This is a genomic window from Streptomyces sp. NPDC059256 (genome assembly GCF_042753785.1).
Classification (GTDB): Bacteria; Actinomycetota; Actinomycetes; order Streptomycetales; family Streptomycetaceae; genus Streptomyces.
The window spans coordinates 402,852-418,002 of the sequence record NZ_JBHYZO010000007.1 but is presented as its reverse complement, the minus strand read 5'-3'; the positions used below and the strand labels follow the sequence as shown (position 1 = coordinate 418,002).

Here is a 15,151-nt window from a genome sequence, read left to right as displayed (position 1 = left end):
GCCGCCATGCACAACCTCGCCATGACACGGTGAAACAGCAGGCCAAGCACCACTCCGGCCTGCCCGAAACGGACCTTCTGCAACACCCTTTAGGGCGTGTGTCGGAAGTGTTTTAGGTTGGCTGATGTGAGTGCGCGGGGGCGGAGTTACCGATACGTCGGACCGGTTGAGCTGAAGGCTGCGGTCCGGCCTAGCAGCGGCGGGTGCCCGATAAGCTCGGCGGCTGACTTCGACGGTTGGATCGCTGAGCGATCGGCAACGGAGCTGACCGAACCGTTCACCTTCGTGGTCGGCACGGATGGTGTGCTTCGGCTGGCGCCGCGGCGAAGTCCAGCCAGGTCCCTTGGCCCGGGACCGGTACCACAGGCCGGTCGGTGATCCGGCTAGCACCTGACCGGAATCGGCCGCGATGAGGCAAAGGCACCCGTGGCATCGTTGCCCCGTGTCTACCCTGCTCGTAATGACGATCGTCGAAGCGAACAGGCCGCCGCGGGGGCCAGTGACACCGAAGCCCGCCGGACGTCCGCCCGGGCCTGTCACTCCGGACAAAATCCCGCCGCTTCCCCCGAACCCGCCCGCCCCGCCCGTACCCGGGAACTGAGATGACATCCGGGCGCATCGGCTGGGCGCAGCTTCCCGAGGCATTGAGGACTGCGGTCGGGGAGCGCCTCGGTGCGTCGTTCACCGCCCGGGACACCGCGCACTCGGCGGCGGCCGGGGTCGCTTCCTTGCTGGAGCTGGAATCGGGGGCGTTCGTCTTCGTCAAGGGACAGCGCGAGCGTGCCCCCGCACCCGTCGCCGGTGCCGTCCTTGAGGAAGAAGACTCGTGGTGGGGACCCGACTGGTCGCCCGTGGACGAGCTGGACCTCGAAGAGGCCGTGAACCCGCACCTGCCCCCGAGCGCGCCACGGGTCCTGTGGCGTCTGGACGGGCACGGCTGGCATCTCCTCGCTTTCGAGGGAGTTGTGGGCCGGGACGCGGATTTCGTGCCGGGCTCGCCCGACCTGGAGCCGGTTTGTGCGGCACTGGCCGAGCTGGCGCCGCTGCCCGCACCGCCCGAAGTACGGCTGCCCACGGCTTGGGACCGCTGGGGCTACTACTGCGCTGACGACGACCGGGAGCTTCTTGCCGGTTCACGGCTGTTGCACACCGACCCGGCGTCGACCAACATCCTCGTGGAGGACCGCGGCCGGGCCCGCCTGGTCGACTGGTCCTGGGCTACGGTCGGCCCGGCCTGGATCGACACGGCGCTGTGGGGGATGCGGCTGGTGTCCACCGGCGGGCACTCCCCCGAGCAGGCGTGGCAGTGCGCGGCCCGGGTGCCGGGCTGGACGGCGGCCGACCCGAAGGCGGTAGCCGTGCTCGCGCGGGCTGAGGCACGGCGCTGGCACGACCTCGCCGCCGAGCAGAGGGCCACGGCCGACTCGATTGCCCAGTCCGCAGACGAGTGGGCCGCTTTCATCGCCACCTGCAGCCGAACCTGACCATCCTGCCTCAGGAGGCGGGATGTCTCCCCACGGCCGCACGATGGCGCTGGGCCATGTCGGATACCTGTTTCCCAGGCACCCGTGCTTCCAGCGGAAGAAGACACGACGTGACGGTACGCGCTGGGTCGTAGACCTTGGCCAGAGAGAACTCCCGGCAGACCTTGCGGCTTTGACGTGACGGACGGCATGGGCAGCCACACCACCGACCAGATGGTCGCGTCCGCCACGCCGTGCGGCACCCGAGGCATCGGCACTACGCCGTCGCCTCGAACACAACAGGGCACCACAAGGATCACGTTCCGTGCATCAACTGGTGCGCTGGGTCGTGGCCTTCCAGGATCGGTGTCGCTTCCAGGGCCGTGCAGGAGGAGTCGTTGTCGACGCAGAACACGGCGGGCGGTGCGGGCCGGGCGAGGATGGCGGGGAGGAGATGCACGAGGTGTTCGGGGTCGCCTCGAACGCGGATACTTCACTCACAACCCGCTCAACCGGCTCCGGTGGACGGCACCGGAAGTGGCGGACGAAGTCGACCCTGACGGTGTCCCCAACCCCGCTCAAGTCGCCCGGTTGCTCGAAGCCGTCAGGGAACTCCCGGGCCGGGGACCCCAGCTGTACGGCTTCTTCGCCTGCATGTACTACGCCGCCATGCGCCCCGCCGAAATCATCCATCTCCGCAAGGCCCAGTGCCGCCTCCCAGCCACCGGATGGGGCCTGCTCAACCTCAAAGGCGGAGTCATCACAGCAGGCAAGGAATGGACCGACGACGGATCCGTCCACGAAATCCACTCCCTGAAACGACGCGCAGCCAAAGCCACCCGCCCCGTACCCATCCCACCCGTACTCGTCCGCATCCTGCGCGACCACATCGAACAGTTGGGCGTCACACCGGACGGCCGCATCTTCCGCAACGCCAAAGGCAACTACATCGACCACTCCGCCTACGGCATCACCTGGAACAGGGCCCGCGAAGCCGCCCTCACCCTGGACGAGCACACCCTCGAACTCGCCAAGCGACACTACGACCTTCGCCACGCCGGCATCTCCTTCTGGCTCGCCTCCGGCGTCGTCCCGGCCGAATGCGCCCGCCGCGCCGGACAGAGCATCCAGGTCCTCTTCCGGCACTACGCTGAGTTCCTGACCGAGACACGCAACCACGCCAACCATCTCATCGAGGACTCCATGCGGCGCTGGGACGGTTCCGCCGAGGCCGATGGCGTTGTGTTAGCCAGCCACTGGCCCGGAAATACCCCGGAACAACTGGTCAGAGGTGGGAAACAGGCGGGATGAATCGGGAGTAACCGCGAATTTCGACTCGCCACATAGAATCGCATCGCGAAGGGCGCCTGGCAGGGAAACCCCTGCTCAGGCGCCCCATTTCGGTCCCTAGAAGAAGCCCAGCTTCTTCGGCGAGTACGACACCAGCAAGTTTTTGGTCTGTTGATAGTGCGCCAGCATCATGCGATGGGTTTCGCGTCCGATTCCCGATTGCTTGTAGCCGCCGAAGGCCGCGTGTGCGGGGTAGGCGTGGTAGCAGTTGGTCCAGACCCTGCCCGCCTGGATGGCGCGACCGGCGCGGTACGCGGTGGTGATGTCACGGGTCCAGACGCCCGCGCCCAATCCGTACAACGTGTCGTTGGCCGTCCGGATGGCGTCCTCGAAGTCCGTGAAGGATGTGACGGCGACGACGGGACCGAAGATCTCTTCCTGGAAGACGCGCATCTTGTTGTTTCCCTCGAAGATCGTCGGCTGTACGTAGTAGCCGCCGGCCATGTCCCCGTCATAGGTGATGCGTTCACCACCGGTCAGTACCTTGGCGCCTTCCTGCTGGCCGATGTCCAGATAGGAGAGGATCTTCTGCAACTGGTCGTGGGACGCCTGCGCTCCGATCATCGTTTCCGTGTCCAGGGGGTGGCCGGCCACGATGAGTTCGGTGCGGGCGACCGCTGCCGAAAGGAAGTCGGGGTAGTGGCCGCGCTGGATGAGTGCGCGGGACGGACATGTGCACACCTCGCCCTGGTTGAGGGCGAACATGGTGAATCCTTCAAGTGCCTTATCGCGCAGGTCGTCGTCGGCGTTCCAGATGTCGTCGAAGAAGATGTTCGGTGACTTTCCCCCCAACTCCAGTGTGACGGGTTTGATGTTCTCGGAGGCGTACTGCATGATCAGCCGGCCGGTTGTCGTCTCGCCCGTGAAGGCCACCTTGGCCACGCGGGGACTGGAAGCCAGTGGCTTGCCAGCTTCTACCCCGAAGCCGTTGACGACGTTCAGCACACCGTCGGGCAGGAGATCGCCGACCAACTCCAGCCAGTAGTGAATCGAGGCCGGAGTCTGCTCTGCCGGCTTGAGCACCACCGCATTGCCCGCGGCCAGTGCGGGTGCGATCTTCCATGTCGCCATCAGGATCGGGAAGTTCCACGGGATGATCTGGGCCACGACCCCCAGTGGTTCATGGAAGTGGTACGCGACGGTGTCGTCGTCGATCTCGCTCAGCGATCCCTCCTGCGCGCGCAGGGCGCCGGCGAAGTAGCGGAAGTGATCGATGGCGAGGGGAATGTCGGCGGCGAGCGTCTCTCGGATCGGCTTGCCGTTGTCCCACGTCTCCGCGACCGCCAACTGCTCCAGATGGGCCTCCATCCGGTCGGCGATCCTCAAGAGGACCAGGGCTCGGTCACCTGCGGAGGTACGCCCCCAGCCGGGCGCCGCTGCATGGGCCGCATCGAGGGCGCGTTCGACGTCTTCGGCGGTGCCTCGGGCGATCTCGGTGAAGGGGCGACCGTCGACCGGGCTCGGATTCTCGAAGTAGCCCCCACGAGCCGGAGGCACGTAGGCGCCGCCGATCCAGTGGTCATAGCGCGGACGGTAGGAGACGAGTGAGCCTTCGCTGCCAGGCGCTGCGTAGCGGGTCATGGCCAGGACCTCCCGGTGAAGACGCCGCCCGCCGTTGGGCGGTGCTCGTGTCAAGCCTAGGAGGGACGGGGTTGCAGGCAGGTTGCGTCGGGCATGTCCGCCGGCCGCCTGCGGAACGGGACTGTCTTGCTCGTTGCTCGTTGCTCGTTGCTCGGTTTCGTGAGGTGTGAGGTTTCATGAGGCGCGCGGCTCAGTGGGCGGAGTACCGCATCCTTGTGGTCGTCTGTTCGGCCGTTCCCCGCTCGGCGCCCACCTGGCGGGTGCACCGCGCCCGGCCGCGACGGTGACGTCAGGCTCCCTGCCAGCCGTCCAGCTCGCGGATACGGGCGAGGGCGGCCGGTCGCTGCGCCCCGGGGAGGGCGCCCGCTAGGGCGCGCCACACCGGAAGGTCGTCCTCTCCCCAGGGGCTGTAGGCCCAGTCCGCGAGGAGGCCGGGATCCCCCCGTGAGATCAGTGCGGCGCGTAGCTGGTCGGTGAGCCGTCGCCGAAGTCGTACCACGGCGGGTGCCATCGACGCGGGGAGCAGCGGGCCGGCGTAGGCGCTCAGGGCTCCCGTGACCGTTCCGGAGGCGAGCCGTCGGGTCACCGCACCGAAGTCGGTGTCCACCAGGGCTGCGAGGCGGTAGGGCCGTGATCTGAGGAGGTCCCTCCCCAGGAGGTGCCGCAGTCTCGACAGTTCCGCCCGCAGGGTGACGGGGGTGACGGACTCGTCCTCGTACAGTTCCATCAGCAACTCGTCGCCGCCCACTCCCTCGGGGCGGTGCGCCAGCAGGACCAGGATCTCACTGTGGCGACGGCTCAGGCGTAAAGTGCGTCCCTCGCTGAGCAGGAGTGCTTCATTCCGGCCCAGTGCCGTCAACCGGACGCTACCGGTGGTGGGCGTCGGGGCGAGCAGGGCGAGTTGTGATTCTGCGGCGCGTGCAACCGCGGCGATGAACGCGAGGCTGTGCGGGTGGGCCAGTCGGTTGCCGCCCGTGATGTCGACCGCGCCGAGCAGGCGTCCCGTGGCGGGGTCGTGGATCGGTGCCGCCGCACAGGTCCACGGGTGCACCGGGCGCCTGAAGTGCTCGGCGGCGAAGACCTGGACGGGTCGATCCACGGCTATCGCGGTACCTGGTGCGTTGGTGCCCGCCGCCGTTTCCGACCAGCGCGCGCCGGGGACGAAGTTCATCCCTTCGGCCCTTCGCCGGGTGGTGGGCGGTCCCTCCACCCACAGCAGCCGTCCATGGGTGTCGCAGACCGCCACCAGATGGTCGCCGTCCATGGCGTAGGCGCTGGTGAGTTCGCGTATGAGGGGCATCACCCGGGCCAGGGGGTGGCTCTCCCGGTAGGTGGTGAGCGCGTCGTCGTCCAACTCGATGTCCGCGATGCCGTCCGGACTGACCAGGGCCCGGGCGCAGCGGCGCCAGGAGTCGGCCACGACGGGTCGAACCGGCGTCTCGACCCGGCCCGCGGTCACGTACGCGTCATACGCCCTGCGCAGGTCCGCGACCCGTTTGGCCGGATCCGCCCCCGGTTCCAGAGCCACCCATGCATCGGTCAAATCGGCCTCCCTGGAACCATCGTGACCTAGCCCGCCGAGCCGGACAAGCACGTCAAGTGACAAGTAGTCAGCAGGCTATCGCTTCGGTATTTTGTCCTCTTACCGTCGGCCGTCGTGCACCGGGGTCAGGCGAAGTTCACCAGGCGGATGTAGCGCTGCCAGTCCCAGAACGGTCCGGGGTCGGTGTGGTCGGCCCCGGGCACCTCGTGATGGCCGATGATGTGTGCCCGGTCCTTGGGAATGCCGTACCGATCGCAGATCGACGCGGTGAGCGCGGCCGAACTCTCGTAGAGGGCATGGGTGAAGTAGGCGGGCTGATCCACCCAGCCCTCATGTTCGATTCCGATGCTGCGGGTGTTGTAGTCCCAGTTTCCGGCGTGCCAGCCGACGTTGCGTTCCCTGACGCACTGCGCCACCGAGCCGTCCGACGACGCCACGACATAGTGCGCGGAGACCTGTTTCGCCGGGTTCTGGAAGATCTCGACGGTGTCGGCGAAGGTCTCCTGGGTGACATGGATGACGATGAAGTCGACCGGGTACGAGGTCGGACGGCTGGAAGCGGTGTAGTTCTCCGAAGCCGCGGGTCGCCACTGCGCGGACGGATGGTCCACTTCGCTGCGCTGGTGGGCGCTGTGGAACGAGGGGTCGTGCGATCCACGGGGTGCGGTGGCGTCGCCTTCCGGCCGGCGGGGGCGGTCTGCGGCATGTGCGGGGGTGATCAGGGGCAGCGCACCGGTGGCCGCCGCGGCGGCGGCGCCCCAGAGGAGTCTTCTACGGTCCATCGGGCCTCTCCTGGTGGAATGTCAGAAGCGGGGCTTGGGGCCCGCCCGCCGGGTGGCGGTCGAGACCGCTCTGAGGATCTCGCGTCAGCAGCCACGGCCCGGGGATGTCGTACGGGCGGATGTCGTGTCGCGGCGGTACGACGGCCGGAGGCTGAGCGCGCCGCGCGGCTTTCCGCGAAGGGCTCCTCACGCGGTGGCCGGCCGTTCCCGGTTCGGTCCCGGAACATGACTTCCGGACATGCGACAGGGCAGTGACCCGGACCTCGTCCGGGTCACTGCCCTCCGCCGGGTACGGCCGGAGCTCAGCCGCGCAGCGGGCGCGGCAGCTTCACATGGGTCACTCTGGTGTCGACGCCGCTGTCGATCAGCCTGCCCTGCTCGTCGAACGCCTGGGCCCCGTCCGACATCCCGAAGTCATTGTCGTTGATCAGTGCCAGGGTGTTGCGGCCCACCAGGGCGATGCCCTCGATCTTGCCGGGAACTCCGGGGACCTTGCCGAAGTCGACGACCAGTTCCTTGGCGAGTACGGGCACGTCGGCTGCCGCGAGGTCCTCGATCTGCTCGTAGCTCGGGGAGGTCGCCGGATCGTCCCACCGGCTGCCGAGGATGCCTTCGCCGCTGGGCAGGGTCACCCGGTGCAGTCGTGACGACTTGTCGGTGCGCTCCTGCACCAGGACGGTGTCGTCGTCGACCGGCACGAGAGATGAGAGCTTCAGTTCCGAGGTGTCGGTCTCCGACGGATCGACGACGTGGACCGGGTCGAACTGGTACGAGTATTCCGCGGTCACCTCCCCTTCCTCGGGGGAGAAGCGCAGCAGTCGCACATTGCGCGACGACTCGCCCGCGGTCGCGTCCGGTACGAGCAGCGGGCTCTGCACCGCCAGGACGAGGTCGCCGCCCGGCAGCACGGTCAGTGCTTCGAACCCACGGTTCAGCTTGCGCTTCAGGAGGATGCCGGGCAGCGCTTCCACGACGGGGTAGTCAGCGCCCTGGAGCTTGAGCCCCTCGGGCACATAGCGGGTCAGCACCTTGCCGCGTGCGGAGACATGGATGAGGGAGGGCCCGTACTCGTCGACGAGCCAGAACGAGCCGTCCTCCGCCCGCGCCATGCCCTCGGTGTCCAAACCGCTGGGGTTGTAGGCCAGGGGGGTCGTCGCGTTGAAGTTGTACGGGGCCTCGTCGCGCGCGGCCTGGTTCGGCAGCCCCGTGACCGGCTTGCCGGAGGCGGTGGTGATGGGGATCGCCCGGAGTACGGACACCCGTTCGCCCGCGACGCGCACGCGTACGATCGCCGGGTTGAACTCCGGTACGGCGAAGGTACGGCGCTTGACGCCGTCGACCTTGATCTGACCGTTGGGGCCGCGGTCCGTCAACGCCCAGAACTCGCCCCTGCGGTCGGCCGGGAACATGTCGCTGCCGATGCCGAGGTGTACCCCGCGGTCATTGGCGACGGAGTTCGGGATGAGGGAGTTGCTGAACTCCGCCAACGGGATCTCATCGAGGACGGCGGTGCCGACCACTTCAGGTGCCGCGGCTCGGGGCTTGCTGGGAGCGGGGCTGGTGCCGCTCGCCGTCGCGGCCACGGCGACGGCGGTGACCAGGGCGATCGGTACGCCGAATACGAGTGAGCGGCGCAGCGGCCGGGGCAGTTGTGCATGGGGCGACATGGGCAGCCTCCTGGTGGGGGTCAGGCGGGTCTCGGGCCGGATGCGTTGGAGTCCTCTCATGGCCCGACGACGACCTGTCCCCGGCATGAGCGGCGCCGGTCCGATGATGCACCGGGACGGCAGCCCCGGTGCATCACCTGACCGGATGATCCATGCATCTGGTGGAACCCTGCCCTACGCGCGTAGGCCGTGGGGGGAGTTCGGCAGGGTTGGGCCGATCTCCCTCCCTGGTGCAGGTGGGACGGGTATTGCTTTGAGGGGCTTCAGTCCACTTCGCCCGCTACCCCCGGTAGCACCTCGGACAGCACCGTGTCGGGGGCATGGCCCCCGGCCCCCGACAGCACCCAGCGGCCCTTCTCCTTGTGGAACGGCCACCACCGGCCGTCCGCACCGATCCGCAGCTGCCTCTCCGCACCCACGACCGTCCAGCGGCCGGCACCGGCTGACCGCAACCGCGGCCGGTCCATGTCCTCCCACGCACCGTCCAGTACCGCCGTCGCCCGCGTGAGCAACTCCGCGTCCGGAGTCCACGCGTCGTCCAATACCGCCAATGCCGCCGGACCCCCCGTCTGCCATGCGCGCACCGCCAACTCCAACTCGACCCGCTGGCGACCGGTACCCGCCGCGAGGCGTCCGGTGATCACCGGACCCGGCTCCGAAGCGGCCAGTCGAACCGCATCGAGGTCCAGATCCGTCCGTGCGGACCACGGTTGTCGGGCATGACCGGGCGAGAGCGCCTGAGCCAGGAGGTGGTGGGCCCGGGCTGCGGCATCGGCCGCGAGGAACTCCAACGCCGCCGGGTCGATACCGCTTCCCGGATCGATCTCGCTGTCCAGGACGGGCGCCAGCCCGGTCTTGTCAGGCAGCGGAGGCGGATCGGGCAGGCGCGGCAGCGCGTACTGCACCGCGAACACCTCGTCCGCCCGTACGCCCTCGTGCGGCTGTTCCCGCTCGCCCTCCCGCGGGGCGCCCGCACTCGCCCGGGCCACGCTGCGAGCCTGCAAGTCGTCCAACAACACGCGTTCGCCGCGTCCCCGCAACAGCAACAGGACGAAGGGGTCCTGGTCGAGCAGGCGCGCCACCTGGTAGCAGAGCGCAGCCGTATGGGGGCACAAATCCCAGGCCCCACACCCACATTCGGGTTCCAGATCACCGATGCCGGGGAGTAGTTCCACCCCCGCTGTCGCAGCGTCCTCGACCAGATGGGTCGGCATCTCCCGATCCAGGAGGGCTGCGATATGGCCGGCGCGGTCCACCGCCATGTCGAGGAACCGGTCCCATGCAGCGGCCGTCAGCTCTTGCAACAGGACATCGCAACGGTGACCGGTGCCGTCGCGGTCGCGCACCACCGCGGTGATGCGGCCCGGCCGCACGGAGACCGCTCCCACCGCTCCCGCCCGGGCGTTCTTGCGGCCCTTGGTGAGCTGACCGGAGTCCAGCGCGGTCTCCTCCAACGCCTTGACCCAGGTTCGCCCCCACCACGTCTGGGCGAAGCCCCGCCCGGGCGGGGGTGGCAGCGGGGCGAAGGTCCGCTCGTTCGTGTCGGGGCCGCCCTGCCCGGTCCCGCGCGGGTCGTGTCGCCCGTCCATGTCCGTGCTCGCTCCTCTGTTGTCCGTACGATCGGTACCGTCCTTGCCGTGCGGGGCGTCGTCCGAGAACGACCGGTGATCGTCGTAGCGCTCGCCGCGGCGGTTCACCCTGACATCCCTCCGTCCCGACGAAGCCCCACCAACTCCGCCAGCTCTGCATTGGTGAGCTCGGTCAGCGCCGCGTCACCCGAGCCCAGGACCGCATCCGCGAGCTCCTGTTTGCGTGCCAGCATGTCGGCGATCCGATCCTCGATGGTGCCTTCGGAGATCAGCCGATGGACCTGTACGGGCTGCGTCTGGCCGATCCGGTACGCGCGATCCGTGGCCTGGGCCTCGACGGCGGGGTTCCACCATCGGTCCACGTGGATGACATGGCCGGCGCGGGTGAGGTTCAGACCGGTGCCGGCGGCCTTGAGCGACAGCAGAAAGACAGGCACCTCCCCGTTCTGGAAACGTTCCACCATCGCTTCGCGCTCCATGACGGGCGTACCGCCGTGCAGGAACAACGTCCGCACCCCCCGTGCCGACAGATGCCGCTCCATCAGCCGCCCCATCTGCACGTACTGGGTGAAGACCAGGACGCTGCCGTCCTCGGCGACGATCGTGTCCACGAGTTCGTCGAGCAGCTCCACCTTGCCCGAGCGTCCGGTGATCCGCGGCTGTTCCTCCTTGAGGTACTGCGCGGGGTGGTTGCAGATCTGCTTCAGCGAGGTGAGCAGTTTCACGACCAGACCGCGGCGCTCCATGCCGTCGGCCTCGGCGATCGCCGCCATCGTCTCGCGCACCACCGCCTCGTACAGACCCGCCTGCTCCGCGGTGAGCGTCACGGCGCGGTCCGTTTCGGTCTTGGGCGGCAGCTCCGGGGCGATCCCGGGGTCGGACTTGCGCCGGCGCAGGAGGAAAGGTCGCACCAGAGCGGTCAGTTGCTCCGCCACCGCCAGATCGCCCCCCTCCACGGCGCGCGCATACCGATTGCGGAAGGTGCCCAGCCTTCCCAGGAGCCCCGGAGTGGTCCAGTCGAGGATCGCCCACAGCTCCGACAGATTGTTCTCCACAGGGGTGCCGGTCAGGGCGATCCGTGCCTTCGCACCGATCGTGCGCAGTTGACGTGCGGTCGCGGAGTACGGGTTCTTCACGTGCTGCGCCTCATCGGTCACGACCATGCCCCAGGCGGTGCCGCCCAGCCGCGCCGCATCGAGACGCATCGTCCCGTAGGTGGTGAGGACGAACTCGCCGTCGCGCAGGTCCTCCAGGGTTCGCGCGGGGCCGTGGAACCGACGTACGGGCGTGCCCGGAGCGAACTTCTCGATCTCGCGCTGCCAGTTGCCCAACAGGGACGCGGGGCAGACCACCAGCGTCGGTCCCGTTGTCGACTCATCGATCTGTCGGTGTAGATGCAGCGCGATCAGGGTGATGGTCTTGCCGAGACCCATGTCGTCGGCGAGGCAGCCACCGAGGCCGAGCGAGGTCATGCGGTGTAGCCAGTTCAACCCGCGCAGTTGGTAGTCGCGCAAGGACGCTGCCAGCGACGGCGGCTGGTCGATCTCCTGACTGCCGCCTTCCGGGTCGGCGAGCCGATCGCGCAACTTCGCCACCCAGCCGACCGCCTGGACCTCGACCCTTCGGCCCTTGACCTCCGTGGTCCCGGTGAGTACGGCACTGAGCGCATCGACGGGTGCCAGGGTGTGGTCCTGGTGCTCGCGGGCGCGGCGCACCTCGTCAGGGTCGACGAGAACCCACTGGTCACGCAATCGCACCAGCGGACGGTTCGCCTCCGCCAGTTGGTCCAACTCCTCGGCGGTGAGCCGTTGATCACCCAGCGCGAACCACCAGTTGAAGCTGAGCACTGCATCGGTGGAGAGCATCGAGGGGAGCCCCGAGCGTTCGGTGGCGCGTGCCTCCGGAGTGGCGTCCGCCGGTCCGATCACGGCCCGGGCGACGAGCCGGTGCGCCAGTTCCTTGGGCCAGTGGACCTCCACCCCGCAACTGGCGAGAACCCGCGTCGCATCCCCGAGCAGTTCGCAGACCTCTTCCTCCGCGAGGGGGAGCACGTCGGGTACGGCGGCGTGCAGCAGCGGGGCCAGCGGCGGCCATGCTCGGGCAGCTCGACGCAGCGCGAGCAACAGGTCCATCCGAGCCCGTGGGCCGAACGCCCCATCGGGACGATCACCGCTGGTCCAGACGTCCGCAACGTCCGCGACGATGGCCGGGTCGCTGGCACTGTGCAACTGGAGTACGGCGTGCAGGGATGGTGAAGCGGGTTCGTCCTGCCCACCCTGCGGCTCTGCCCGGTCGAGGGCCGGCCGCGAAGACCCCTCGGTCAACTCGATCCGCAGGGACAGGCGCACGCCTGCGTCATGACCGGCGCTGATGTCCGAGGCCCAGGCCCGGGCGCCCGGCAGGACCTGGGGAGCATCGGCGGCGAACGCCGGTGCCCCCGCGGCGATTTCCGCTGCGGGGGTACGGGGCAGGGCGTCCGCGACCGCGTCCAGAAACGATCGCAGCAGTCGCTCCGGCTCGGGCAGCAGAACGGACCCGGATGCGCCGGGTCCCGCTGGATCGAGCGGTACGGAATGGGCGGTAGCGGGCATGGCTGTCGCCAGTGTGCGGATGCGCTCCGTGTCCTCGGTGGTCAGCGGCCCCACCCGCCATGCGTCATGATCAGTCGGCGTCAGCCCGGGGAGGAGTAGTCCCCGGGCGATGAGCTGGAGGGCGAGAACGGCGGCCGAGCCCCAGAACCGGGCGCTCAGCGAGGCCATGTCGTCGCTCCGCGCCCTGGTGAGGACCGCCAGTGCGTCATGTACCGGGAGGGTCAGGGCGGAAACGGTCTGTGGCACGATGCCATCGGAGATCACGGTGAGAGGGTCGATGCTCGCCGGCGGGGTGGAGGCAGGGAGACCGAGTCCCTCGTCGGACCAGAAGGCAAGACGACCAGCGCGGGGCGGATCCGCCGGCAGGAACACCACCGAGCGGGAGACGAGCGCACCGAGGGAGCTCACATCAGGGCTTTCCGAGAGGGGCAGGGCTGGGCTGACGGGTGGTTCAGCGGTCGGCGAGGGCGTTGCCGCGGAGGGCCTGTGCACAGCGATGACGCGTTCCTCAAATTTGACTAGCTTCGACTGGGAGTCGCCGAGGGTACTCCACGACGGCCGTTCACGGTCGCCACGACGCTGTGATCCAACTCACTGATAGCGGTTCGACGCTCATGGGTGCACTCAACACCACCTCGGCGGGGGAGGGCCCGCCCCCGCAACGTACGGGGGATGGCGTCATGGTCACGATCGGCCCGCCTTGTCTACGTTTTCTCAGGTCAGCACAGTCGCACCCGGGCCACCGCGCCCGCAACAACCGGAGACGCCATGCCCCAGGCAAGCCCACGCGTGGACAGGGAACCCCTGCCCACCGCCCCACCGACAGGGGGCGGCGAGGCCGGGGAGCCCACGTCGCCACCGCACACTGGGCCGGCGTCCCCAGGCCGCCAACCCGCCCGCGACCGATCCGACCCGGCTCTGCCCACCTCGATCGGGTCCGCGTCGCCCGGTGCGACCGTCCCGTCAGCTCGCGGCACCAGCGAGTTCACGCCCCTGTTGCGCACGGTGAAGGGGCAGGGGCTCCTGGAGCACCGCCCCGGCTGGTACGCGGGGAGCATCCTCGTCAACCTGCTCGGTCTGGCCGCGACGGTCGTCGGCGTGGCCATCCTCGGAAGCTCGTGGTGGGTACTGCTCCTCGCCCCGCCGCTGGCCCTGCTCTCGGCCAGAACAGGCTTCCTCGCGCACGACGCCGGCCATGCGCAGATATCCCGTGACCGCCGCACCAACAGGCTCATCCAACTGCTCCACGGCAATGTCCTGCTGGGCATGAGCCAGCAGTGGTGGAACGACAAGCACCAGCGCCATCACGCCCACCCCAACGACATCGACAAGGATCCCGACGTCGCCGCGGACATCCTGGTCTTCACCCAGCGACAGGCCAGCGGTCGATCCGGGTTCCACGGCTGGCTCACCCGCCACCAAGCGTGGCTGTTCTTCCCACTGACCACCCTGGAAGGGATCGCGCTCAAGGTCTACGGGCTGCGAGCGGTCTTCTCCCCGAACCGCCTCAGCGGTGCACCACGCTCCCGTACGGTTCGGGCCACGGAGGGGCTGCTCCTCGTCGCACACCTCCTGGGCTATGCGGCCCTGCTCGTCGCCACCATGCCGATCGGCCGCGCCCTCCTCTTCGCCGTGATCCACCAACTGCTCCTCGGACTCCATCTGGGCATGGCCTTCGCACCGAACCACAAGGGGATGCCCATGCCCGACGAGCGGGAAGGCCGCAGTTGGGGGCACCTTCGTCGACAGGTGCTCACCTCGCGCAACGTCCGCGGTGGCGCGGTCACCGACTGGATGCTGGGCGGACTCAACTACCAGATAGAGCACCATCTGTTCCCGAGCATGCCGCGACCGCACCTGAAGCTGGCCCAACCCCTCGTACGTGCCCACTGCCGTTCGCTCGGCATCGCGTACGCGGAGAGCGGACTCATCGACTCCTACCGGCAGGCGCTCACCCATATGCACGAGGTCGGCGAGCCCCTGCGGAATGCCAGGAACGGAAGGAACTAGGGAGGGCACCCAAGAGTCCCAAGAGTCCCAAGAGTCCCAAGAAGCTCAAGAAGCCCAAGGGGAAGGAGTGCGGTCCTCGACGCGGCGAGCTTCGTCCCAAGGGCTCTCTCCCCGGTGGTGGACGAACGATCGTCTCGGCGAACGATCGTCCGCTCGTTGTGGGGGCTCGCCCCACCACAGATGACGGCGAGGATCGTACGCCGACGACCCGCCGAGCAGATCGCGGGCCCGGGCCCATACGGAACCACCGGGGGAGCCCGTACGTTGTTCCTTTCAGATGTCGGGGCAAGGCCATGCAAGGAGGCATTGACGTGTCAACGCGGACAAAGGTCGTCATCGCAGGAGTGGCCGTGGCTCTGCTGCTGAGCCCGCTGCTCGGCTGGTACTCGCTCCTGGTCGTGCTCGGGGTGCCGGCTCTGGCATATCTGATGCTCGACCCCAGCCAGCGCCGCAGGCTGCGAAGGGTCAGCCGCAAGGAGCTCGGCCGCTGACCTGATCCGCCCCGTGGGGCGGTCGTGGGGTGCGCGGGCGGGCAAATCTCGCCCCCTCGCATTGGGGCGCGAGCGATACCGCCG

The 15,151-nt window shown here is 68.7% G+C and carries 11 protein-coding genes; 4 read left to right on the top strand and 7 right to left on the bottom strand.

All coding sequences use genetic code 11. The features are described from left to right. Positions 1 to 602: 602 nt before the first annotated feature. On the top strand, positions 603 to 1,484 hold the full coding sequence (locus ACFXJL_RS19325) for an aminoglycoside phosphotransferase (RefSeq protein WP_384693932.1): 882 nt from the start codon (positions 603 to 605) through the stop codon (positions 1,482 to 1,484). Positions 1,485 to 1,779: 295 nt separating this feature from the next. Here the strand turns inward: ACFXJL_RS19325 and ACFXJL_RS19320 are convergent, their stop codons facing one another. Further along, positions 1,780 to 1,923 (bottom strand): hypothetical protein, encoded by a 144-nt coding sequence (locus tag ACFXJL_RS19320; RefSeq protein WP_384693929.1) that lies wholly within the window; start codon positions 1,921 to 1,923, stop codon positions 1,780 to 1,782. A 77-nt stretch (positions 1,924 to 2,000) separates the two neighbouring features. Here ACFXJL_RS19320 and ACFXJL_RS19315 point away from each other — a divergent pair, with 77 nt between their 5' ends. Next, on the top strand, positions 2,001 to 2,774 hold the full coding sequence (locus ACFXJL_RS19315) for a hypothetical protein (protein ID WP_384693926.1): 774 nt from the start codon (positions 2,001 to 2,003) through the stop codon (positions 2,772 to 2,774). A gap of 96 nt (positions 2,775 to 2,870) precedes the next feature. On the opposite strand, the gene ACFXJL_RS19310 is transcribed toward ACFXJL_RS19315, so the two are convergent. The 6 genes from ACFXJL_RS19310 to ACFXJL_RS19285 form a co-directional block, all read right to left on the bottom strand. Further along, complete coding sequence (locus ACFXJL_RS19310; protein ID WP_384693924.1) at positions 2,871 to 4,394, bottom strand: aldehyde dehydrogenase family protein; 1,524 nt, start codon at positions 4,392 to 4,394, stop codon at positions 2,871 to 2,873. A gap of 289 nt (positions 4,395 to 4,683) precedes the next feature. Next, positions 4,684 to 5,937: a GAF domain-containing protein gene (locus ACFXJL_RS19305; protein WP_358879743.1), complete on the bottom strand. Its 1,254-nt coding sequence runs from the start codon at positions 5,935 to 5,937 to the stop codon at positions 4,684 to 4,686. A 125-nt stretch (positions 5,938 to 6,062) separates the two neighbouring features. Next, on the bottom strand, positions 6,063 to 6,719 hold the full coding sequence (locus ACFXJL_RS19300) for an N-acetylmuramoyl-L-alanine amidase (protein WP_384693921.1): 657 nt from the start codon (positions 6,717 to 6,719) through the stop codon (positions 6,063 to 6,065). Positions 6,720 to 7,021: 302 nt separating this feature from the next. Next, on the bottom strand, positions 7,022 to 8,386 hold the full coding sequence (locus ACFXJL_RS19295) for an esterase-like activity of phytase family protein (RefSeq protein WP_358879745.1): 1,365 nt from the start codon (positions 8,384 to 8,386) through the stop codon (positions 7,022 to 7,024). Between the two features lie 263 nt (positions 8,387 to 8,649). Next, positions 8,650 to 9,975, bottom strand: coding sequence for an SWF or SNF family helicase (locus tag ACFXJL_RS19290; protein ID WP_384693970.1), 1,326 nt, complete (start codon positions 9,973 to 9,975; stop codon positions 8,650 to 8,652). A gap of 104 nt (positions 9,976 to 10,079) precedes the next feature. Beyond that, on the bottom strand, positions 10,080 to 13,058 hold the full coding sequence (locus tag ACFXJL_RS19285) for a DEAD/DEAH box helicase (RefSeq protein WP_384693917.1): 2,979 nt from the start codon (positions 13,056 to 13,058) through the stop codon (positions 10,080 to 10,082). Positions 13,059 to 13,334: 276 nt separating this feature from the next. Here ACFXJL_RS19285 and ACFXJL_RS19280 point away from each other — a divergent pair, with 276 nt between their 5' ends. Beyond that, entirely contained in the window at positions 13,335 to 14,576 is a 1,242-nt protein-coding gene (locus ACFXJL_RS19280; RefSeq protein ID WP_384693914.1) for an acyl-CoA desaturase, read from the top strand. Positions 14,577 to 14,887: 311 nt separating this feature from the next. After that, positions 14,888 to 15,067 carry a hypothetical protein gene (locus ACFXJL_RS19275; protein ID WP_329013426.1) on the top strand — a complete coding sequence of 60 codons (180 nt, stop codon included), beginning with the start codon at positions 14,888 to 14,890 and terminating at the stop codon, positions 15,065 to 15,067. The last annotated feature ends 84 nt before the right edge of the window (positions 15,068 to 15,151 follow it).

What these genes read in the sequence shown, in the direction of transcription:
- ACFXJL_RS19295 (WP_358879745.1), bottom strand. Translation starts at nt 8,386, where the DNA reads ATGTCGCCCCATGCACAACTGCCCCGGCCGCTGCGCCGCTCACTCGTA.
- ACFXJL_RS19325 (WP_384693932.1), top strand. Translation starts at nt 603, where the DNA reads ATGACATCCGGGCGCATCGGCTGGGCGCAGCTTCCCGAGGCATTGAGG.
- ACFXJL_RS19310 (WP_384693924.1), bottom strand. Translation starts at nt 4,394, where the DNA reads ATGACCCGCTACGCAGCGCCTGGCAGCGAAGGCTCACTCGTCTCCTAC.
- ACFXJL_RS19280 (WP_384693914.1), top strand. Translation starts at nt 13,335, where the DNA reads ATGCCCCAGGCAAGCCCACGCGTGGACAGGGAACCCCTGCCCACCGCC.
- ACFXJL_RS19300 (WP_384693921.1), bottom strand. Translation starts at nt 6,719, where the DNA reads ATGGACCGTAGAAGACTCCTCTGGGGCGCCGCCGCCGCGGCGGCCACC.
- ACFXJL_RS19290 (WP_384693970.1), bottom strand. Translation starts at nt 9,975, where the DNA reads ATGGACGGGCGACACGACCCGCGCGGGACCGGGCAGGGCGGCCCCGAC.